This is a genomic window from Hoeflea prorocentri (assembly GCF_027944115.1).
GTDB classification, from domain to species: domain Bacteria; phylum Pseudomonadota; class Alphaproteobacteria; order Rhizobiales; family Rhizobiaceae; genus Hoeflea_A; species Hoeflea_A prorocentri.
Map to the genome: position 1 here is coordinate 2,397,678 of NZ_JAPJZI010000001.1, position 21,293 is coordinate 2,418,970.

20 protein-coding genes are annotated in these 21,293 nt (G+C 58.9%); 7 read left to right on the forward strand and 13 right to left on the reverse strand.

The genetic code is table 11. The features are described 5' to 3' along the window. Positions 1-30 precede the first annotated feature (30 nt). The 4 genes from OQ273_RS11280 to aptA are packed head-to-tail and all read right to left on the reverse strand — an operon-like array spanning position 31 to position 4,969. Entirely contained in the window at positions 31-810 is a 780-nt protein-coding gene (locus OQ273_RS11280) for an ABC transporter ATP-binding protein (protein ID WP_267990603.1), read from the reverse strand. A gap of 60 nt (positions 811-870) precedes the next feature. Continuing rightward, positions 871-2,328 (reverse strand): dihydropyrimidinase, encoded by a 1,458-nt coding sequence (gene hydA, locus OQ273_RS11285; protein WP_267990604.1) that lies wholly within the window; start codon positions 2,326-2,328, stop codon positions 871-873. Between the two features lie 39 nt (positions 2,329-2,367). Further along, on the reverse strand, positions 2,368-3,615 hold the full coding sequence (locus tag OQ273_RS11290) for a Zn-dependent hydrolase (RefSeq protein ID WP_267990605.1): 1,248 nt from the start codon (positions 3,613-3,615) through the stop codon (positions 2,368-2,370). Positions 3,616-3,646: 31 nt separating this feature from the next. Further along, the gene (gene aptA, locus OQ273_RS11295; protein WP_267990606.1) at positions 3,647-4,969 is read right to left on the reverse strand and encodes an omega-aminotransferase AptA; all 1,323 of its coding nucleotides are present in this window, start codon (positions 4,967-4,969) and stop codon (positions 3,647-3,649) included. Positions 4,970-5,212: 243 nt separating this feature from the next. On the opposite strand from aptA, the gene rutR reads away from it, so the two are divergent. Beyond that, positions 5,213-5,845, forward strand: coding sequence for an HTH-type transcriptional regulator RutR (rutR, locus tag OQ273_RS11300; RefSeq protein ID WP_267990607.1), 633 nt, complete (start codon positions 5,213-5,215; stop codon positions 5,843-5,845). Between the two features lie 36 nt (positions 5,846-5,881). Here the strand turns inward: rutR and OQ273_RS11305 are convergent, their stop codons facing one another. The 4 genes from OQ273_RS11305 to OQ273_RS11320 all read right to left on the reverse strand — a co-directional run bounded on the left by OQ273_RS11305 (position 5,882) and on the right by OQ273_RS11320 (position 10,965). Further along, a complete protein-coding gene (locus OQ273_RS11305; protein ID WP_267990608.1) occupies positions 5,882-6,817 on the reverse strand; it encodes a DMT family transporter in 936 nt (311 codons plus the stop codon). Between the two features lie 119 nt (positions 6,818-6,936). Next, positions 6,937-8,247, reverse strand: a complete 1,311-nt coding sequence (preA, locus tag OQ273_RS11310; RefSeq protein ID WP_267990609.1) for an NAD-dependent dihydropyrimidine dehydrogenase subunit PreA — start codon at positions 8,245-8,247, stop codon at positions 6,937-6,939. Positions 8,248-8,262: 15 nt separating this feature from the next. Further along, positions 8,263-9,612 (reverse strand): NAD(P)-dependent oxidoreductase, encoded by a 1,350-nt coding sequence (locus OQ273_RS11315; RefSeq protein ID WP_267990610.1) that lies wholly within the window; start codon positions 9,610-9,612, stop codon positions 8,263-8,265. Between the two features lie 222 nt (positions 9,613-9,834). Next, entirely contained in the window at positions 9,835-10,965 is a 1,131-nt protein-coding gene (locus OQ273_RS11320; protein WP_267990611.1) for an Mrp/NBP35 family ATP-binding protein, read from the reverse strand. A gap of 211 nt (positions 10,966-11,176) precedes the next feature. Between OQ273_RS11320 and OQ273_RS11325 the strand changes: the two genes are divergently transcribed. The 6 genes from OQ273_RS11325 to OQ273_RS11350 are packed head-to-tail and all read left to right on the forward strand — an operon-like array spanning position 11,177 to position 16,525. Next, entirely contained in the window at positions 11,177-11,455 is a 279-nt protein-coding gene (locus tag OQ273_RS11325; protein ID WP_267990612.1) for an acyl carrier protein, read from the forward strand. Positions 11,456-11,499: 44 nt separating this feature from the next. Beyond that, positions 11,500-11,997: a 3-hydroxyacyl-ACP dehydratase FabZ family protein gene (locus OQ273_RS11330; RefSeq protein ID WP_267990613.1), complete on the forward strand. Its 498-nt coding sequence runs from the start codon at positions 11,500-11,502 to the stop codon at positions 11,995-11,997. A 12-nt stretch (positions 11,998-12,009) separates the two neighbouring features. Next, on the forward strand, positions 12,010-13,230 hold the full coding sequence (locus OQ273_RS11335) for a beta-ketoacyl-ACP synthase (RefSeq protein WP_267990614.1): 1,221 nt from the start codon (positions 12,010-12,012) through the stop codon (positions 13,228-13,230). Between the two features lies 1 nt (position 13,231). Further along, on the forward strand, positions 13,232-14,515 hold the full coding sequence (locus OQ273_RS11340) for a beta-ketoacyl-ACP synthase (protein WP_267990615.1): 1,284 nt from the start codon (positions 13,232-13,234) through the stop codon (positions 14,513-14,515). Positions 14,516-14,555: 40 nt separating this feature from the next. Then, a complete protein-coding gene (locus OQ273_RS11345) occupies positions 14,556-15,584 on the forward strand; it encodes a zinc-binding dehydrogenase (protein ID WP_267990616.1) in 1,029 nt (342 codons plus the stop codon). Between the two features lie 5 nt (positions 15,585-15,589). After that, positions 15,590-16,525 carry a lipid A biosynthesis lauroyl acyltransferase gene (locus OQ273_RS11350; RefSeq protein ID WP_267990617.1) on the forward strand — a complete coding sequence of 312 codons (936 nt, stop codon included), beginning with the start codon at positions 15,590-15,592 and terminating at the stop codon, positions 16,523-16,525. Between the two features lies 1 nt (position 16,526). On the opposite strand, the gene OQ273_RS11355 is transcribed toward OQ273_RS11350, so the two are convergent. The 5 genes from OQ273_RS11355 to cobA form a co-directional block, all read right to left on the reverse strand. Next, positions 16,527-16,958, reverse strand: coding sequence for a L,D-transpeptidase (locus OQ273_RS11355; protein ID WP_267990618.1), 432 nt, complete (start codon positions 16,956-16,958; stop codon positions 16,527-16,529). Between the two features lie 190 nt (positions 16,959-17,148). Then, on the reverse strand, positions 17,149-18,120 hold the full coding sequence (gene cbiB / locus OQ273_RS11360) for an adenosylcobinamide-phosphate synthase CbiB (RefSeq protein WP_267990619.1): 972 nt from the start codon (positions 18,118-18,120) through the stop codon (positions 17,149-17,151). Positions 18,121-18,137: 17 nt separating this feature from the next. Beyond that, positions 18,138-19,160, reverse strand: coding sequence for a threonine-phosphate decarboxylase CobD (gene cobD / locus OQ273_RS11365; protein ID WP_267990620.1), 1,023 nt, complete (start codon positions 19,158-19,160; stop codon positions 18,138-18,140). Then, on the reverse strand, positions 19,157-20,461 hold the full coding sequence (locus OQ273_RS11370) for a cobyrinic acid a,c-diamide synthase CobB (protein ID WP_267990621.1): 1,305 nt from the start codon (positions 20,459-20,461) through the stop codon (positions 19,157-19,159). Before OQ273_RS11370 ends, cobD begins: the two co-directional genes overlap by 4 nt. Then, positions 20,458-21,273, reverse strand: coding sequence for a uroporphyrinogen-III C-methyltransferase (gene cobA, locus OQ273_RS11375; RefSeq protein ID WP_267990622.1), 816 nt, complete (start codon positions 21,271-21,273; stop codon positions 20,458-20,460). The genes OQ273_RS11370 and cobA overlap by 4 nt, the downstream gene beginning before the upstream one ends. Between the last annotated feature and the right edge of the window lie 20 nt (positions 21,274-21,293).

The window sequence follows — 21,293 nt, forward strand, 5'->3', positions numbered from 1 at the left end:
ATCAAGACCGGCCCAGAATGTGTTGCGCGATCAATCGTCATAGGAGTGTCCCTGCCTCAGCCCCTCGCGCACCCGATGCGCAATTTCGAGGAACTCCGGCGTCTCCCGGATATCAAGCGACCGATCATGGCCCAGTTCGCAATCGATAATCTCGTGGATCCGTCCCGGACGCGGGCTCATGACAACAATGCGCGTTGACAGGAAAACCGCCTCAGGAATGGAGTGAGTCACGAAGACCACGGTCTTCTTCGTCTTGGCCCAGAGCTTCAGAAGCTGTTCGTTGAGATGGTCCCGGACAATCTCGTCGAGAGCGCCGAACGGCTCGTCCATCAGCAACATGTCGGGATCGAAGGACAGCGCGCGCGCGATCGATGCCCGCTGCTGCATGCCGCCCGAGAGCTGCCAGGGGAATTTCTTCTCAAAGCCGGTCAGGTTGACGAGGTCCAGATTGCGGCTGATCAGTTCGGCCCGTTCAGCCTTCGGATACCCCATGACCTCCAGCGGCAGCGAGATGTTGCCACCGATCGTCCGCCAGGGATAAAGCGCCGCGGCCTGGAAAACATAGCCGTAAGCTCGTGACAGCCTCGCCTCCTCGGGTGAGACTCCATTGACCGAGATCGAACCGCCTGTCGGCTTTTCAAGGTCGGCAATGACACGCAGCAATGTGGTCTTTCCGCACCCGGACGGGCCGATCAGCGAGACAAACTCGCCGGTCAGCACCTTCAGATCGATGTCGGACAAGGCATGCACCGGCCCGTCATTGGTCTGAAACGTCAGATCCAGACCCTCGGCGTCGATAACAATACTCATCCGCTACGCCCTGCAACAGGCGACCGGCGCCTGATGGAACCGGAATTCACAACCATCCCCCTAGACCCCGCTTGCCGGAATGCCGGTGCGCTGGACCTTTCTGGGCGCAGTGACATCCTTCCACGTTGAAAGCGCCCTGTTGACCGCATGGAACGGTTCACGCGCCACATATTCGCCATGCCCCTCTTTGGTCTTGACCTCTCCGTCGTCGATCGAAAGATGTCCGCGCGTCAAGGTGAAACGCGGCAGGCCTTTGACTTCCTTGCCCTCAAAGACGTTGTAGTCGATCGCAGATTGCTGGCTGGAGGCAGCTATCGTCTTTTCCTTGTTCGGATCCCAGACAACGATATCGGCATCGGAGCCCACGAGGATCGCGCCCTTTTTCGGGTACATATGCAATATCTTGGCGATATTTGTTGAAGTAACGGCGACAAATTCGTTCATGGTCAGCCGGCCGGTCACGACGCCGTAGGTCCACAGCATCGGCATGCGGTCTTCAAGTCCGCCGGTCCCGTTCGGGATCTTGGTGAAATCACCGACGCCGTAACGCTTCTGCTCCGTTGTAAAGGCGCAGTGATCCGTCGCCACGACCTGAAGCGAACCGGCGGCAAGGCCATGCCAGAGCGAATCCTGATGCTTTTTGTTGCGGAATGGCGGCGACATCACCCGGCGCGCCGCATGATCCCAATCCTTGTGTTTGTATTCGCTGTCGTCGAGCGTCAGGTGCTGAATGAGCGGCTCACCGTAAACGCGAATGCCGTTCTGACGGGCCCTGCGGATCGCCTCATGCGCCTGTTCGGAGGACGTGTGGACAACATAGAGCGGTACACCTGCCATGTCGGCAATCATAATGGCGCGGTTGGTGGCTTCGCCTTCCACCTCCGCAGGCCGCGAATAGGCGTGAGCCTCCGGTCCGTTGTTGCCCTCGGCAAGCAGCTTTTCCTGAAGCTGGGCAACGACGTCGCCATTTTCAGCATGCACAAGCGGCAGCGCACCCAGTTCCGCGCAGCGCTGGAACGATGAGAACATCTCGTCGTCATCGACCATCAGGGCGCCCTTATAGGCCATGAAATGCTTGAAGGTATTGATGCCTTTTTCACGCACCACCTGTTCCATTTCATTGAAAACCTGTTCGCCCCACCAGGTTATCGCCATGTGGAAGGAATAGTCGCAATTTGCCCGGGTCGATTTGTTGTCCCACATCTGGATTGCTTCCAGAAGAGACTGGCCGGGCGACGGCAGAGCAAAGTCCACGACCATTGTGGTCCCGCCAGACAGGGCCGCGCGCGTTCCACTTTCAAAGTCGTCCGACGAATAGGTGCCCATGAACGGCATTTCCAGATGCGTGTGCGGATCGATGCCACCCGGCATCACGTAGCAGCCTGCAGCATCGAGGACCGTGTCACCCGAAAGGTCAGGACCGATCTCGGTGATGACACCGCCCTCGATCTTTACGTCCGCCGAATAAGTCAGGTCGGCTGTGACGATCTGACCGCCCTTTATAACTGTGCTTCCCATAGCTTCCTCCATGCGCCGAGCAACGCGGGATCGGGTGCTCTATTCTATGATTTGTGCCGTCTCCACGACCGCGTGGAACAGGACATCGGCACCCGCACGTGCCCATTCCGGCGAGATTTCTTCATCTTCATTGTGGCTCAGCCCGTCTACGCACGGACACATGACCATCGCCGTCGGCGCCATACGATTGATCCAGCAGGCGTCGTGGCCGGCGCCCGACACCAGGTTGCGATGCGAGTAGCCGAGACGCTCGGCCGCATCCCGCACGGCGGCAACGCAATCTTCGTTAAAGGCGACCGGATCGAAGTGCCCGGCCTCCTCGATTTCGATCTCAAGACCGAGATCGGCGGCGATTTTGCCTGCTCCGGTCTCGATGCGCTCCTTCATATCATCGAGCACGGTTTGATGCGGCGAGCGGATATCGACGGTGAAGACCACCTTGCCGGGAATAACGTTGCGCGAATTGGGATAGACGTCGCAATGACCAATCGCGCCGACCGCTTCGGGCTGATGGCTCATGGCCGTTTCGTGCACCAGCTCGGTGATGCGCGCCATGCCAAGGCCGGCATTCTTGCGCATCGGCATCGGTGTGGAGCCGGTGTGGCTTTCCTTGCCGGTCAGCGTGATCTGTATCCACCAAAGCCCCTGGCCATGGGTGACAACGCCGATATCCTTGTTTTCGGCTTCAAGGATCGGTCCTTGCTCGATGTGCAACTCATAAAATGCATGCATCTTGCGCGCGCCGACTTCTTCATCGCCACGCCAGCCGATCCTGACGAGTTCATCGCCGAATTTCTTGCCGTCGGCGTCCACCCGCTCATAGGCCCAGTCCTGCGTGTGCATACCGGCAAAGACCCCGGAAGCGAGCATTGCCGGGGCAAAGCGCGTTCCCTCCTCGTTTGTCCAGTTCACGACAACAATCGGATGTTTGGTCTTGATGTTCAGGTCATTGAGCGTTCGAACGATCTCCAAGCCGCCGAGCACGCCCAGGATACCGTCATATTTGCCGCCCGTCGGCTGGGTATCGAGATGGCTGCCCACATAGACCGGAAGTGCATCCGGGTCAGTTCCCTCGCGACGGAAAAACATATTGCCCATCTGGTCGACGCCCATCGTCATGCCGGCGTCTTCACACCATTTCTGGAACAGGGCGCGACCCTCGGCATCCTCGTCGGTCAGCGTCTGACGGTTGTTTCCACCGCGCACACCCGGTCCGATCTTGGCCATTTCCATCAGGGCATCCCACAACCGGTCACCGTTGATCCTCATATTTCCAGCCAGTGTCATCGGTGTCCTCCGTGGATTGTCATGCCTTGCCTCAGTCCAGTGATTTCAAAACGCTGCCGAGGGTTTCGATGATGAAATCTATCTCGCCCTTCTCAATGATGAGCGGCGGCGACATGGCAATGATATCGCCCGTCGTCCTGATCAGCAGGCCTTTATTGTAGGCATCCAGGAAGGCCGAGAATGCACGCCGCGTCGGCTCACCGGCAATCGGATCCAGCTCGATCGCACCGATCAGGCCGATATTGCGGATATCGATGACATGCGGCAGGCCCTTGAGCGAATGCAGAGCCTCTTCCCAGTAGGACGCGAGTTCGGCACCGCGGGTCAACAGTCCTTCTTCCTGATAGGTCTCAAGCGTGCCGAGCGCAGCCGCTGATGCCATCGGATTGCCGGAATAGGTATAGCCGTGAAAGAACTCGATCATGTGTTCAGGACCATGCATGAACGCATCATGGATTTCGCTTTTCACGAACACAGCACCCATGGGAATGACGCCATTGGTCAATCCCTTGGCGGTTACGATGATATCCGGTGTGACGCCAAAATAGTCTGCACCGAAAGGCGTTCCCAGGCGTCCGAACCCGGTAATAACCTCGTCGAATATCAACAGGATCCCGTGCTTGTCGCAGATATCGCGAAGCTTTTGGAGATACCCCTTGGGCGGCAGCAGAACACCGGTCGAACCGGCAACGGGCTCGACGATCACCGCGGCAATCGTTGAAGGGTCGTGCAGCGTGATGATGCGCTCCAGCTCATCGGCGCGTTCGGCTCCATGTTCAGGCTGCAGCCGCGTAAAGGCATTGCGCTCAAGATCGTGGGTGTGGGGCAGATGGTCAACACCGGTCAGGAGCGTGCCGAACATTTTGCGGTTCGCAACGATACCGCCGACCGAAATCCCGCCGAAATTGACGCCGTGGTAGCCGCGTTCGCGGCCGATCAGGCGGAAGCGTGAGCCATCGCCCTTGACCCGGTGGTATGCAAGCGCGGTCTTCAGCGCCGTTTCTACCGATTCGGACCCGGAATTGGTGAACATGACATGGTCGAGGCCCGGCGGTGTGAGCTGCACCAGCTTCGAAGCGAGCTCAAAAGCCTTTGGATGGCCCATCTGAAAGGCGGGAGCGTAATCCAACTCGCCGGCCTGCTGGCGGATCGCCTCGACGATCTTCGGGCGGTTATGGCCGGCATTCACACACCAAAGGCCAGCAGTGGCGTCGAGCACCTTGTTGCCCTCGGCCGTCGTGTAATGCATCCGGTCGGCTGCCACGAACATGCGCGGCGCCTTCTTGAACTGACGGTTTGCCGTAAACGGCATCCAGAAAGCGTCAAGATTATTCGTTCCTACCGGCGCATTCATAACCACGACCTCCCAATTTGACGAACACACAAGACGGGTAACGTCCAATGCCCCCTGACGGCAAGCTGAAAAACTTGACTGAATGGTCAAAATGCAGGCTAAAAGAGCATCGGGAGGCGGTCAAGGGCAATTGTTACAGCTACGGAATAATGCAAGGCACTTGCGCATCGCGCGTAGCTGTTGCAAGCCTTATAGCCCATAAAAGAGGCAAACTGCCCAATCAACGAGCGAAATTTGAAGTTCATGGCAAGCTCCGGCAACAAACGGACACGCATTCAGGGAATTAACCGCGGCATCATTCTTGACGCAGCCCTTGAAGTCTTTTCCGCATACGGCTTCCGCGGCTCGACGATCGATCAGATCGCCGAGAAAGCGGGGATGTCCAAACCGAACCTGCTTTATTATTTCCCGCGCAAGGAAGACATCTACGTCACCGTCCTTGAAAAGACGCTTGAGGATTGGCTCGCCCCGTTCCGCGACATCGACCCGGATGGCGACCCGGTCGAGGAACTGCGCAAATACATCATGCTGAAGATGAAGCTCTCTGCATCAAAGCCGGAAAGCTCCCGGCTGTTTGCCAACGAGATCCTGCACGGCGCCCCGGCAATCCAGGATTTCCTGAAGACCAATCTGAAACGGCTGGTGGATGAAAAGGCGGCTGTGATCCGCCACTGGATCGAACAGGGAAAACTCGCACCGGTTGATCCGCATCACCTGATCTTCATGATCTGGGCGACGACACAACACTACTCCGATTTCGATGTGCAGGTTCGAGCCATTTTGCCCGATGAAACCGCAAATGACGGTTTCTTCAACAAGGCAAGCCAGGCGATCCTCGCCATATTGCTGGACGGTATCAGGCCGCGTCAGGGCTAAAAGGAGCGCCGGCCGGCGACCACGCAAAGAACGCGATCAAAGATCAGGCCCGAAGGCAACCACGAGAAGACCAAGCACGGTGACGACAGCACCGGCCAGAACTGCCATATTCGCCCATCCGTGGCCGAGAAGACCCTCATAAAAGATAATGTATACCGGAATGAGGTAACCATAGGAGAGCACCTTGGAGGCCGGCAGCCGCATCGATGCGTATTGCACCATGAAAAACGTCCCGGCCGACGTGAAGACCGCGAGATAAAGGATCGTTATCCACACGATCGGCGGCAGACCGGCCCAATCGGTCGACACAATCTCCCCTGCCCCGAAAAGAGCAATCGCCAGGAAGGTTGCGACTGTCGTCCAGTAAGTTGTCAGAACGACCGGTTCGCGCCGGTTGAATTTCTTCACCAGCGGCGCATAGGCCGCATGGCAGATGCAGCCGAAAAAGAAGATCGTTTCGCCAAGGCCGACGTCAAAAGAACGGATTGCGTCAATGTCGGCGCGAAATATGACCCAGACCGACCCGCAGCCCGCGATAAGCAGGCTAAGAAACACAATCGGCTGAACAGTCTGGCGCAAGAACACGAAACCGAAACCCGCACTCATGATCGGTATGAGCGTGAAGACAGCTCCGGCTGAAACGGGATCGGTCAGTTTCAAGGCCGTGAACATGGACACAAAGTAGATCGCCATCAGCAAGCCGAGCACACCAAAGCGCCAGGATGCGGCCTCAGGAAGCGGCAGGCGTCGGTAGAGAGCGAATGCAATGGCTCCCATCACAAACGAGGCCAACATGAAGCGGACCGAATTGAGCGCGGCCGGCTCCATATGGGGCATCGCCATGGATCCAAGAGAGAACGAACCCGATATAAGCGCGGCGAATAGGAGCATGGCCAGATGACCGCGCAGTTTTTCCTGCCCGCTGGCAAGCTCCATTGTCCCCAGGAAAGCCGGTTCGCTCGGCTTGCTCATACGCTGTCCAGTTCCGGTATTTCAGTCGGCAAGATGTGCCGCCGGCCCGTTCGCCGAGACGGCACGTCTACACTGTTCTTACCCGGCTGGCCAGCAGCACCGCCTCAGCAGTGCTGCCCCTACTCGGCGGCGTCCTTGGCGGCCATCGGATTGTTCGGATGCGTCGTCCAGTTCGCGTAATCCGGATCGATCGGCTCCTTGGTCCTTGGATCAACGCCGCTGATCTGCTCCATGGTGATGCAGTTCTCGACCGGGCAGACATTGACGCACAGATTGCAGCCGACGCACTCCTCGTCGATGACTTCAAACACCCGCTCGCCATTGACCATGTTGGTGATCGCCTGGTGCGACGTGTCCTCACAGGCAATGTGGCACCGGCCGCACTTGATGCAGGAATCCTGGTCGATCCGGGCTTTTGTCACATAGTTGAGGTTCAAGTGCTGCCAGTCCGACACATTCGGCACCGCCATGCCCTGAAATTCGCCGATGGACTGATAACCCTTGTCGTCCATCCAGTCCGAAAGGCCCTCGATCATCTCGCGGACAATCTTGAAACCATAGGTCATAGCAGCCGTGCAGACCTGGACAGATCCGCAGCCCAGGGAAATGAATTCGGCCGCGTCGCGCCAGGTTTCAATGCCGCCGATACCGGAGATGGGCAGGCCCTTGGTTTCGGGATCGCGCGCGATTTCCGCGACCATGTTCATGGCGATCGGTTTCACCGCCGGCCCGCAATAGCCACCGTGGGAGCCTTTGCCGTCAATGGTCGGAACCGGGGCGAAGTTGTCGAGATCGACGGCCACGATGGAATTGATCGTATTGATCAGGGAGACGGCGTCCGCCCCGCCCTTCTTGGCAGCCCGCGCCGGATAGCGAATATCCGTGATGTTGGGAGTCAGCTTAACGATGACCGGCAACCGGCTGTACTGCTTGCACCAGGACGCCACCATTTCAATATATTCCGGCACCTGGCCGACAGCCGAACCCATGCCCCGTTCGCTCATGCCATGCGGGCAACCGAAATTGAGTTCGATACCATCGGCACCTGTGTCGTCAACCCGCTCCAGGATGGCCTTCCAGCACTGTTCTTCGCAAGGCACCATCAGCGAAACGATCATGGCCCGATCCGGCCAGCGCTTCTTGACCTCGTAGATTTCCTTCAGGTTGACGTCCAGATCGCGGTCGGTGATCAGCTCGATATTGTTGAATCCGAGAAGCCGCCGATCTGAACCGTGAATGGCCCCGTATCGCGGACCGTTGACGTTAACGACGGGCGGCCCGGCCTCGCCGAGCGTCTTCCAGACCACGCCGCCCCAGCCTTCGTCAAATGCGCGTTCGACATTATAGGCCTTGTCTGTCGGCGGCGCTGAAGCGAGCCAGAAAGGGTTCGGAGACTGGATACCGACGAAATTGGTTGAGATGTCTGCCATGTTGTCCTCCCGGGCTTAAGCACTGAGGGTTGCGTGGATGGATTCGGCTGCGATTTTCCCGTCCTCCACGGAAACGACCGTCAGATCTTCGCCGCTCCTGACACAGTCACCGCCGGCCCACACATTTGCAAGATTTGTCTTGCGGTTATCATCCGTCCGGATTCGACCCCGGTCGAGATCGAGACCGCTGCCTTCAAGCGGATCGTCGTCAAAGCTCTGGCCAATCGCCTTGAACACCTGGTCGGCGGCAATGGTCACCGTTTCGCCAGTGCCGGAAAGCGTTCCGTTGCTTTGGCTGGTATATTCGAGTTCTATGCCGGAGACAGCGCCGGCATCGTCGGCAATCAGCCGTTTGGGCTGCAGCCAGTGACGGATGGTGACACCGCTGGTCTGCGCAACCTCCTGCTCGTAGTCGCTGGCGTTCATGCCGTCCTTGCCGCGCCTGTAGGCGATCGTCACCTCTTCCGCGCCGAGGAGCTTTGCCTGAGTCGCCATATCGATTGCGGTCATGCCGCCGCCGATGACAACAACACGGCGCCCGATCGGCAAGGTCGAGAGATCCGCGGTCTGCCGCAGACGCGCGATGTAGTCGACCGCGTCCTCGCATCCATCCGCATCTTCGCCTTCCACGCCGAGCGCATTGACGTTGGCAAGGCCTATAGCGAGGAAAACCGCCTCAAACGATGAAGACAGGTCGGAGAGGTTGATGTCGGAACCCAGCTTCTTGCCAGCTTCCATCGTGATGCCGCCGATATCGAGGATGAACTGCAGCTCCTTTTGAGCAAAACCGTCGACGGATTTATAGGCTGCAATGCCGTATTCGCTGAGCCCCCCGCCCTTTTCGCGCGCCTCGAAGACCGTGACGTCATGTCCGTACATGGCAAGACGATGCGCACATGAAAGCCCGGCCGGGCCGGCGCCCACCACGGCAATCTTCTTGCCGGTCTCCGCTGCACGCTCAAAAGGATGCTCCGGGGCCTCGCGCATCAAAACATCGGTCGCATAACGCTGGAGCTGGCCGATTTTGACCGGTTTGCCTTCTGCGACTTCGCGCACGCAGGCTTCTTCGCATAAAGTTTCGGTTGGGCACACGCGCGCGCACATGCCGCCGAGAATATTCTGCTCAAAGATCGTCTTGGCGGCGCCCTTTGGATTGCCGGATGAGATCTGGCGAATAAACAAGGGTACATCGATGCTGGTCGGACAGGCTGTCATGCACGGTGCGTCATAACAAAAATAGCAGCGGTCGGCCTCGACGGCCGCTTCGTGCGCATTGAGCGGCGGATGGATATCAGAGAAGTTTTCGCTGTAGGCGTCTTTTTCAAGCCGCCCACCCTTGATGTCACGCGTCGCTTCGCTCGCCATGCAGTCCTCCTTGATCGCAACAGCCGCGGGCCGTGAAGCCGGCTCTTGAGCGGCCATGTTCCTCTTAGGACGACAGAATGACCTGATTTTCTCACAAGGTCAAATTTTTTATCATATGGTCAATTTTATTCGAATGATCCGGACCTCGGACGCACTCATCCGGCCCCCCTGCCGTTAAACGGGCAGGATTGCTCACATGACACGTCTGACTGAAATGGCAGATTACTCGAAGACGATGCGCGGCTGCGCCGTATCTTCGCCGCTTCCGGCGGAAGACAATACCGTGTGGATTTTCGACGCTATCTCCACATAGATCTTCGCATGCGGCCCGTCCGGCTCCGATACCACCACTGGCTTTCCGGCATCGGACTGTTCGCGGATGCTCATGTGCAGCGGAACTTCACCGAGAAACGGAACGCCAATCCTCGCTGCCTCGTCGCGCGCACCGCCGTGACCGAATATATCCGACCGTGTGCCGCAGGACGGGCATTGGAAATAGCTCATATTCTCAATCAGGCCGAGAAGCGGAACGTCGACCTTCTTGAACATGTTGAGGCCCTTGCGGGCGTCGATGAGCGCTAGGTCCTGCGGGGTCGAAACAATCACCGCGCCAGCGAGCGGCACCTTTTGCGCCATTGTCAGCTGGGCATCACCGGTGCCCGGCGGCATATCAACCACAATCACGTCAAGCTCGCCCCACGCCACCTCGCGCAGCATCTGCGTAAGCGCCGACACCACCATGGGGCCGCGCCAGATCATCGGCGTCTCTTCAGCCACCAGGAAACCCATGGACATGACCTTGAGTCCGTAGGCTTCCTTGGGCTTGAGAAGCCGCTCGCCGGTTTGTTCAGGCTGACCGCCCACTTTCAAAAGACGCGGGATAGACGGGCCATAAATATCGGCATCCAGAAGCCCGACCTTCAGGCCCGTTGCCTGTAGCCCAAGTGCAAGGTTGACGGATGTCGTCGACTTGCCGACGCCGCCCTTGCCCGATGCCACAGCGATAATTGCCCCGACGCCAGGAACGCCGGCCTTCTGCGGTGGCTGTGCCTGAGCGGCCGCCGGCGGTGGAGCGCTGGCAGGTTGCGGAGCGGAACCGGGCTTCTTTTCGGCGGTCAGGGCGACCATGGCGCTTTTGACCCCGTCCATCGTTTTGACGGACTGCTCCGCGGCCTGACGCAGGGGTTCGAGCTTCTGAGCCATTTCGGCAGCAACCGTTATGGAGAAATAGACCTTGCCGTCGGCAACGAAAACGTCCGAGACCAACCCCTTTTCGACAATGTTGCCGCCAATGGCAGGATGGCTGACGCTTTCAAGCCGCTTGAGGACCTGTTCTTTGCTGACGTTCGACATGTTTGACGCATTCCCCGGCGAAAGTTGTTTGGCAAATAGCGCAGGCCTGCCCCCCTTACAATGGACGACATGTCACACTATTTGCTTTCCTTCACGAACGTTACCGGGTCCGTCATGGCAATCCATTGGGAAACAGTGTAGAGACCATTGGCTTTTGCAATGGATTTTTCTATAGCTCTCCGCGAAACAGACAAAGCACAAGGATAAGAGCGTGTCAGCCACATTCGACAAAGTTGCCGACATCATCGCCGAAACAAGCGAAATCGATCGGGATACCATCACACCCGACAGCCACACCATCGATGATCTGGGTATCGACAGCCTCGATTTCCTCGATATTGTGTTTGCTATCGACAAGGAATTCGGCATCAAGATTCCGCTTGAGCAGTGGACCCAGGAGGTCAATGACGGCAAGGTCGCGACCGAAGAGTACTTTGTGCTTAAGAACCTCTGCCTGAAAATTGACGAATTGAGAGCCGCAAAGGCCTGACCGGGAAACGGCCAGTCCGCTCATCAGCGGCATGAAGGTGGCAGATGCTCCTTGAATATTTCCAGATGATCGATCGCATTGAAAGCATCGAGCTGGAGACGGGCCATCTTGCCGCCGTTTCGAACGTTCCCGATGCAAGCCCGGTCTTCGAGGGGCACTTTCCAGGCCTGCCCCTTGTGCCCGGCGTGCTGCTCATTGAAACCATGGCACAGGCTAGCGGCTTTTTGCTTCTGGCCGGCAATGGTTTTGCCGCCATGCCGTTCCTGATGTCGGTTGACAGCGCCAAGCTCAGGACATTTGTCGAACCGGGCGCCGAGCTTAGAACAAATGTTGCCCTTGAACATGAAGGCTCCGGCTTTGCCGTCACGAAGGCTCGCACAGAGATCGACGGCAAGAAGATCTGCGATGCGCAACTGAAATTCCGAACCGTTGCCTTCGATGCGTCAACGGAACCCGACACAAGAAAACTCGCCGAGCTCGTCAAACAACGGGCACACGATGTCGGCCTGTTTGCGGCCCAGCCCCAAAACACCGGCGCTTAAGGACTTATGATCATGGGTAAGACACCGAACGACGTGGTGATCACGGGGATTGGCATTGTCAGTTGTCATGGCGTTGGCCGCGAAATCCATGAGGAGCTTCTGGCTTCGCCCAGCTCACCCAAGCTTGTTATCGATACGGAGCGCTTTGCTCCCTACCCCGTCCATCCGCTGCCCGAAATTGACTGGTCCGAGCAGATCGCGCGGCGCGGGGACCAGCGTCAGATGGAAAACTGGCAGCGCCTCGGCGTGTTCACAGCCGGTCTGGCGCTGGACGATGCGGGCCTGAAGGAAAACGAAGAGGCCTGTTCGACGATGGACATGATCGTCGCCGCCAGCGGCGGAGAGCGGGATGTGGCCGTCGACACGCTGATCGTCAACGAAGCCGCAAAACGCAACGACCGGGACATTGTCCTGAATGAAAAACTGACGACCGAACTGCGTCCGACGTTGTTCCTTGCACAGCTTTCCAACCTTTTGGCCGGAAACATTTCTATCGTGCACAAGGTCACCGGCTCGTCGAAAACATTTATGGGTGAGGAAGCCGCCGGCATCTCAGCTCTATCGACCGCTTTCGAGCGGATTCGGGCCGGTCAGTCGACTCATGTTCTGGTGGGCGGCGCATATAACGCCGAGCGCCAGGACATGCAGACGCTTTACGAAGGCGTACAATCCCTTTCGCAGGGTGAGTGGCAACCGGTCTGGTCCCGCGAGGGACCGGGCGGCGGCATTGTCACCGGCTCTGCAGCAGCTTTTCTGGTTCTTGAATCGCGGGCACATGCCGAGGCGCGCGGCGCCAGGATTTACGCGATGCTTCAGGCCGTCGAGGGCGACCGCGGTGGCCGTGAGGCCGATGCGATTGGTGAACGGCTGAAAACCATGGCGGACCGGTGCGGTGTTGCAGATCAGGCAGACTCGCTCATCCTTTCAGGAACCTCGGGACGTTACGAACTGCGCGATATCGAACGTGAATTTGTCGACGGAACCTGGCCGACCGCGGGTTTGCGTGGCTATTCCGGAGTGATCGGGCATACGCTGGAAGCCCAGTTTCCCGTTGGCGTGGCACTGGCCGCACTGGCGTTGAAATCCGGCGCTGCGCCGGCTGCGTTCGATCCCGATCATGAGACGGCCATGAATGGAACCGTCCGTACGGCACTGGTGACAACGATCGGCTTCATTCACGGTGAAGGCATGGCCGCGCTGCGGAGCGAAGAAGCGGACAAAGTGGAAAACTGACATGAGCAACAGCGCATATAAGGACCATCTCGGACGCCCTCTTATCGCGGTCACCGGCATGGGCATCGTCACCTCGCTTGGTCAGGGAAAAGAAGACAATTGGCGGGCGCTGACCAGCGGCACGTCCGGCATTCACGAGATCACCCGCTTCCCGACCGACGGCCTTTCCACACGAATTTGCGGAACGGTCGACTTCATGGATGTTCCGAATGTCGCCAGCGAGCTGTCCTTTTCCCTGGCGGACGCGGCCACAAGCGAAGCAGTTGCGCAAGCCGGCATCAGCGGGGATTTCGGCGGCCCTCTCTTTGTTGCCGCGCCACCCGTTGAGTACGAATGGGCCAACCGCTTCGCACTCGCGGACGAAGCCGGGACGGCAGGAGACTGGGACAATGCCTATGACGGTTTCCTTGAGGTCCTGCGCAAGGCCCCTCATCCCGAATTTACCGATGTTGCACTGTTCGGCGGTGTCGCCGAGCGGCTCGCGGACCGGTACGGGACCCGCGGCCTGCCGATCACGCTATCGACAGCCTGCGCCTCCGGCGCAACGGCCATCCAGCTCGGTGTCGACGCGATACGCCAGGGACGGACGGACCGCGCCCTGACGGTGGCATCCGACGGATCCGTCAATGCCGAGGCTTTGATCCGGTTCTCGCTTCTTTCCGCACTCTCCACACAGAACGACCCGCCCGACAAAGCCTCAAAACCCTTCAACAAGGATCGCGACGGCTTCGTGATCGCTGAGGGCGGAGCGGCGCTGGTGCTTGAGTCGCTTGAAGCCGCCGTGGCGCGGGGCGTGCCGATCCTTGGTATCCTGAAAGGTTATGGCGAGAAGGCCGATCACTTCCACCGCACGCGCTCGTCGCCGGATGGCGGTCCGGCCATAGCAACCATACAGGCCGCACTGGAAGATGCCGGGCTCGACGAAACCGGCATCGGCTACATCAATGCGCACGGCACATCGACGCCCGAAAACGACAAGATGGAATATCTGTCGCTATCAACGGTCTTCGGAGAACAATTGCCTCAAATCCCGGTTTCATCGAATAAATCGATGATCGGCCACACGCTGACAGCTGCGGGCGCCGTCGAAGCAATCTTTTCGCTGATGACCATTGAAACGGGAACACTGCCGCCGACGATCAATTACGAGAATCCGGATCCGGCCATCGAGCTGGATGTCGTGCCGAACGTCAAACGCGAGCACGCTGTTACATCGGTACTTTCCAACTCCTTCGGTTTCGGCGGACAGAACGCCTGTCTTGTCATGACGGCTGAACCGGCCTAAACGGCTGTGAACCGAGTGTAGACAGGAAGACAGCACCATCATGCGCGCATTGCAGCTCATTGAAGACCGCAAGCTGGAGCTGGCGGATATTGAACCGCCCGCCCCGCCTTCCGCGGGCGAAGTTACGTTGCGCGTTAACGCGGTAGCGCTCAATCATATCGATGTATGGGGATGGCGCGGCATGGCCTTTGCCAAGCGCAAACTGCCGCTTGTCATCGGCGCCGAGGCATCGGGAACCGTCGAAGAGATTGGCCCGGGCGTCTCAAACGTCCTTCCCGGTCAGTTGGTATCGGTCTATGGCGCGCGCACCTGCGGCCTTTGCCGCGCGTGCCGCGAGGGCCGCGACAATCTTTGCGAACATGTTTCCGGCGTACATGGTTTTCATCTGGACGGCTTCGCACAGGAAAAGATCAACCTGCCCGCGCGGCTGCTCGTCCCCGCCCCTCCCGGCGTTGACGCGGTGGGTGCGGCGCTTGCTCCCGTCACCTTTGGAACGGTTGAGCATATGCTCTTCGACAATGCACGCCTGGAACCGGGCGAGACGATCCTTGTTCAGGCCGGCGGCTCAGGCATCGGAACGGCGGCGATCCAGTTGGCCAAGAAACATGGTTGCACGGTGATCACCACGGTCGGGTCCGACGACAAGATAGAAAAGGCCAAGGCTCTTGGCGCCGATCACGTGATCAACTACCGCGAAGACCGCTTCGAAGGTGTCGTGCGCAAGCTGACGAAGAAAAAGGGTGTCGATGTGGTTTTTGAGCATGTCGGCGCTGACACCTGGGCCGGCTCCATGCTGTGCATGAAACGCGGCGGCAGGCTGGTCACATGCGGATCAACCTCGGGCGTTTCCACACAAATGAACCTGATGCAACTCTTCCAGCAGCAATTGCGCCTCATCGGCTCCTTTGGTTGCCGCATGGAAAACATGGCTGACGCCATGCAGAAAATGGGGCGCGGGCTGGTTCATCCGGTCATCGACACCGAAGTGGGACTTGACGATATCGACACGGCGCTTGCGCGCATGGAAGGCCGTCAGGTGTTCGGGAAGATCATACTGAAGATGGACTGACAGACGTGAGTCCGTTCGCATACCGATTCTTTTTCCGCCTCTATAAGGCCAAGAACTGGATTGTCGCCCAGATTGTCTTCACTGCTTTGAGGCTGCTCAGGCTCATTCCGGTCCAGACCGCTCTTCGCTTCACCGAAAAGGCGGCGGCGTTTATCGGTCCAAAAACCAAGCGTCATCGGCTGGCTCTTTTCAACCTGTCCAGGGCATTCCCGGAGAAATCCGAAGAAGAACGGGAAAAGATCGCGGTCGAGATGTGGGCCAACATGTCCCGGCTGATGGTGGAGTATGTGTTTGTCGAGCAGTTGATCGATCATGATCTGCGTGACGGCGAAGGCGGACTGATCGAAGTCGACGGGATCGAGCGCTTCCTCGACCTGCGCGACAATCCGCGCCCGTTCATCGTGTTCACGGCCCATACGGGCAATTTTGAGCTGTTGCCGATCATTGGGGCGAAATACGGTCTGCATGTTACCGCCCTCTTCCGGCCGCCCAACAATCCCTATATTGCCAAGCAGCTCATGGCGGCCCGGCGCACCCACATGGGTCAATTGATCCCGTCCCGCGTAGGCGCATCCTGGAACCTCGCCAGCGTGCTGGAACAGGGTCAGGGCGTTGGTCTTCTGGTCGATCAGAAGTTCCACAAGGGCGCGAAGACCAAATTCTTCGGCATGGATGTTCAGACCAACTCCCTGCTCGTCAAACTGGCGCGGAACTACGATTGCGAGGTTTATCCGGCCCGGTCGATCCGCCTGCCCAACGGCAAGTTCCGGCTGGAGATGGAGCCGGCGATCGAGTTACCGCGCAATGACAAGGGACAGATCGATATCAACGGCACAGCCCAGCTTCTCAATGACAAGGTCGAGAGCTGGGTGCGCGAATATCCCGGCCAATGGCAATGGTTTCATGACCGCTGGAATATGAAACACATCATCCTCAAGTAACTTACTTGCGGATGATGATCCGGGTGTTCTTGAAGCCTTCTCGCTGCACGAGAGAAAACAGCGTCGCGGCGTTGCGCGGATCAAGCCGTACGCATCCGTGCGAGGCCGGGCGGCCAAGCCTGCTGATCTCATTGGTGCCGTGAACCGCATACCCGCCGCGAAAGAAGATGGCAAACGGCATCGGCGCGTTGTTGTACTTGCGCGAACGATGATGTTTCGACAACCATTTCGGGCTGTAGGAGCCTGTCGGCGTGTAATAGCCACGCCGGCCGGTCGACACTTTCCAATGGTATTTGACCTTGCCGCGATGGGTCACGACCATCGTCTGGCTCGAAAGATCAATCCGGGCGGTCAGCGTAGCGGCCTCTGCCGCAAGCGGCAGCAGCGCCAGTATCACCACACTCAATATGAAGACTGAAAGCACACGTTTCATTTCCACCCCCTTAAGCGCGCAACGGAAATCGCGCGCCTCGCACTCTTCCCCAACCGAGCAATCACCGATTTGACCGGGTTTTGCTCACAGAGGGGCAAGTATGAACACAATCGACTGCGTGATATGTCGGGCACTACAGCGTCGATAGATGCAATCTCTGAGTTCGTGGCTTTTTTGAATGTAAGAAAAATCACAATAGCAGGAACAAGACCGCCGCCAACACTGTCAGCAGGCTGCAACTGGCCTGAAACAGGCCGATGGCGGCGGCAATGTCCTTTGCACCGGCTGCGGCATTGCCGGGCCCGTTCAGCACCGGCTCGCGCACGACCGTGCCGCCATAGGTGCGGTTGCCGGCAAGCGCCAGATCAAGCGCTCCGGCCATGGCACATTCGGGCCAGCCTGCATTCGGAGAACGGTGCAGACCCGCATCCCGCAAGGCAACGTCCAGCGCGTGCCCTGCTGCACGCCCTCCCCGTTTGACGAAGGCCGCAGCAGCAATCAGAAGGGCGGAAAGCCGCGCCGGCAGCCAGTTGGCCAGGTCGTCCGCCTTTGCCGATGCCCGGCCGAAGTGGAGATAGCGCTCGTTTTTGTGCCCGATCATGGAATCGGCGGTATTGAGCATTTTGTAGGCAAGCAGTCCCGGCAGGCCGAGCACCGCATACCAGAAGGCCGGCGCCACGACCCCGTCGGAGAAATTTTCCGCCAGGCTTTCGATCGCGGCGCGGCATACACCCGGTTCATCAAGGCTCTGTGGATCACGCCCGACAATTTGCGAAACCGCCTCGCGACCGCCGGCCAGACCGCGCTCCTGCAGGCCCGTGACGACGCGTCCGACATGATCGGAAAGACTTTTTTGCGCGATGAACACGGCAACGATGGCAATCTCGATCAGCAAGCCGACCACACCCAATGAACGCAACATCAGCATCAACAGGCCGCCCGCAAAGGCAGATACAATTAGGAGAAAAACAGTCGCAATCAGACCGTTACGTGAACGTTCCGTGGCGGGTGCCGATGCGCCGTTACCGTAGCGTTCCGCCTGATCAATGGCCCATCCAAACAGCACAACGGGATGGGGAATGCGTCGCCACAGCCAGTCCGGATCACCGACAAATCGATCAGCCAGAAGCGCCAGAACCAATATTGCCAGGTTGAGTTCCACGGTACTGCCCGGCCCCGTCAGCTATCGACAAACGCACGCAATGCCACACGCAGGCGTTCGTCATCGTCCCCGTTCGCACACAGGCCGAAGCGCAGCCAATGCGGCATATAGCTGAACTTACGCGTCAGAATCCGGTGCCGGCAGAGATGGTCGTGCAGTTTCGCCGCGCGCGGATCTTCGACAAGCGAAAAGAGAGCGGTGTTACCAGCGATTGCCAACCCTGCCTCATAAAGTATGCCATTGAGGCTCCTGCTCCTCTCACCTATTGACGCGATTGTCTGCCGGTGCAGATCGTCATCCGCGAGCACGTGACGGGCAATTTCCAGGGCCGGACCGGACACAGGCCATGTTCCCAGTAGGTTTTCCAATACGCTGCGAACAGCCGGCGAGGCCAGTACGAAGCCCAACCGAAGGCCGGCAAGACCGTAGAACTTTCCGAAAGACCGCAACACAACGAGATTTTCGACATCGCCGGCCTGCGACGCAACACTGATCTGCGGCTGGAGGTCGCCAAAGGCTTCATCGACCAGCAGAAAAGCACCTCGGCCTGAAAGATCACGGGCCAGTGTGCGTACATCCCCGGGCGAATATGTCCTGCCATCCGGATTGTTCGGATTGACCAGCACGACCAGGCCGTAATCATCGCTCAGCGCATCCATGCCCGGCACAAGGTCGACGGAGCGCCCTGCCCTTTCAAACCGCACCCGGTATTCCTCATAGGTCGGACCGATCACGGCAACTTTGCCGCTGAAGATATCCGGCAAACGTTGAATGACGCTTTGGGTGCCGGCAACCGGCAGAGGGCTGATGCCGTCAGCTGCGCCATAGCGAATCCCTGCCGTATCTGCGGCGCTGCTCAACAGATCCTCATCCGGCAGTCGTGCCCATGCCCCGGCACTGATTGCCGGCAGCGGGACCGGGTTCGGATTGATACCGGTCGAAAGATCGAGCCATTCGCCGGGAACCCCGCCATATCGCGAACACGCACGCGACAGCGCACCGCCATGCTCAATGGTTTCAATTTCTGTCGTGCCGGTCATTCGGTATCCGCCAGGTCGATCAGGTGCATGAAGGAACCGCACACGCTCCCACGACGCAGGCCGACGGATCCAAGAGAGGTCCCGCGGGCATCCTCAACGTCAAAAAGACCTTCAGCCTCACCTTCCGCCTTGACCGTTGCGTAGTGGAACTCGTGAGCGGTCATGGGTTTGCTGCAGAAAAACCCGTCGCACGGCACCGCGCGCCTGTAACCGAGATGAAGCCTGCGTTCGGCGAAGCTTGTTGTCAGCGGAAGCAGACCTAGCATCGCATGACCCTCGCCCTCACCGTCTATCAGGCTTTCGCCAAGAACCATGTAGCCGCCGCACTCGCCATAAATCGGAATATCCCGGTCGGCCGCCGCCACAATGCCTGCCCGAAACCGGCTCGCTGCCGACAGTCGTGCGGCGTGAAGCTCCGGATATCCGCCGGGAAGATAGACGGCATCACAATCATCGGCCGGCGCCTCAGCAGCCAGAGGGGAGAAGAAGGAGATTTCCGCGCCCCGCCGCCGCCAGCCCAAAAGCATATGTTCGTAACTGAAAGCAAACGCCTCATCGCGTGCAACCGCGATCCGTTGTCCCGGAGGCGGCAGGCGATCGACATTCGACATGGTTTCGACGGAACCAAACGTGTTTGCTGCCGACATAATTGTCTCAAGATCGCATCCGCTTTCAACTGTGTCGGCAGCCGCTTCGATAAAGGCTTCAAGGGCCTCATGCTCACCGGCCTGTACCAGGCCGAGATGACGCTCGGGAAGCTGCAGCGCCTCTTTGCGGCGTACGGCTCCGAACACATCCATGCCGATGACATCAAGGGCATCGCGCAACATTACCTCGTGCCGCTCGCTGGCAACGTTGTTCAAGATGACGCCGGCAATCATCACATTCGGATCGAACCGCGCAAATCCCTGCACAAGCGCGGCCACAGAGTGGGACAGTTTTGCGCAATTGACCACAAACACCACCGGTAACCGCAACAGGGCTGCAAGATCGCCAGCAGCGCCGGTTCCGTCCGCCGCCGCATCGAAAAGCCCCATCATCGCCTCAATGACAAGAAGCCGGTCGCCGCCCGATACAAGGCCGGCATTTGCCAAAAGCAGGTCCCGCCGCATCGCCCAGGGATCGAAGTTCATGCAGGTCTGACCGCAGGCGGCCGCGTGAAATGCCGGATCGATGTAGTCCGGTCCGGCTTTTCCGGAAGCAACCGCATGGCCTGCCCGGCTCAACGCTCTTAGCAATCCGAGCGTAACGGTGGTCTTGCCTGATCCGGACATTGGCGAAGCGATCAGGAGGCCATTCATTCGGCTGCACGTCCCATGCGTTCGAAAAGCCCGTGCCCCATCCAGTCCAGCATCTGACGCATCGGGACAACGCCGCCGACGACAACAATGGCGGGGGGCGACAGGCCGGCAACGATCAGGTCCTGCTCGGCCTGGCCAAGGGTGGTTTCAAGCACCTGCTGCTGATCGGTCGTCGCATTGCAGACAATCGCCACGGGTTCATCCACGGACCGCCCTGCCCGCATCAGATTATCAACAATCGAAGCGATGTGCTTCATCGCCATATACATCACAATAACCGGTGAACCCCTGGCGATCGCATCCCAGTCGATCTGATCGGGCACGACGCCGCCGGAATCGTGGCCGGTCAGAAAGGTAACGCAGTGATTGACGTCCCGGTGCGTCACCGGAATGCCCGCATAGGCAAGACCGCCAATTCCGGCCGTCACCCCCGGCACAATGCGGAACGCAATGCCGTGATCGAACAGAGCTTTGGCTTCTTCGCCGCCGCGACCAAAGACAAACGGGTCGCCGCCCTTAAGCCGCACAACCCTCTTTCCGGCACGGGCAAGTTCAACCAGGCGCAAGGAAATATCGCGCTGCTTGGCAGAGGGTTTGCCGCCCCGTTTTCCGGCATATTCGAGTTTTGCGCCAGGCCTCGCAAGCTCAAGGCAGGTGGCGTTGACCAGCGCATCATAGACAATCACATCGGCCTGGCCGATGGCATGCACGGCATGAAGGGTCAAAAGTCCGGGGTCGCCGGGCCCTGCGCCGACAAGCCAGACGGTTCCCGGCTCGATTGCCGGCAATCCCCTGAAAAGTCCGTCCGTCATGACAGGGCCTCCGACTTCCG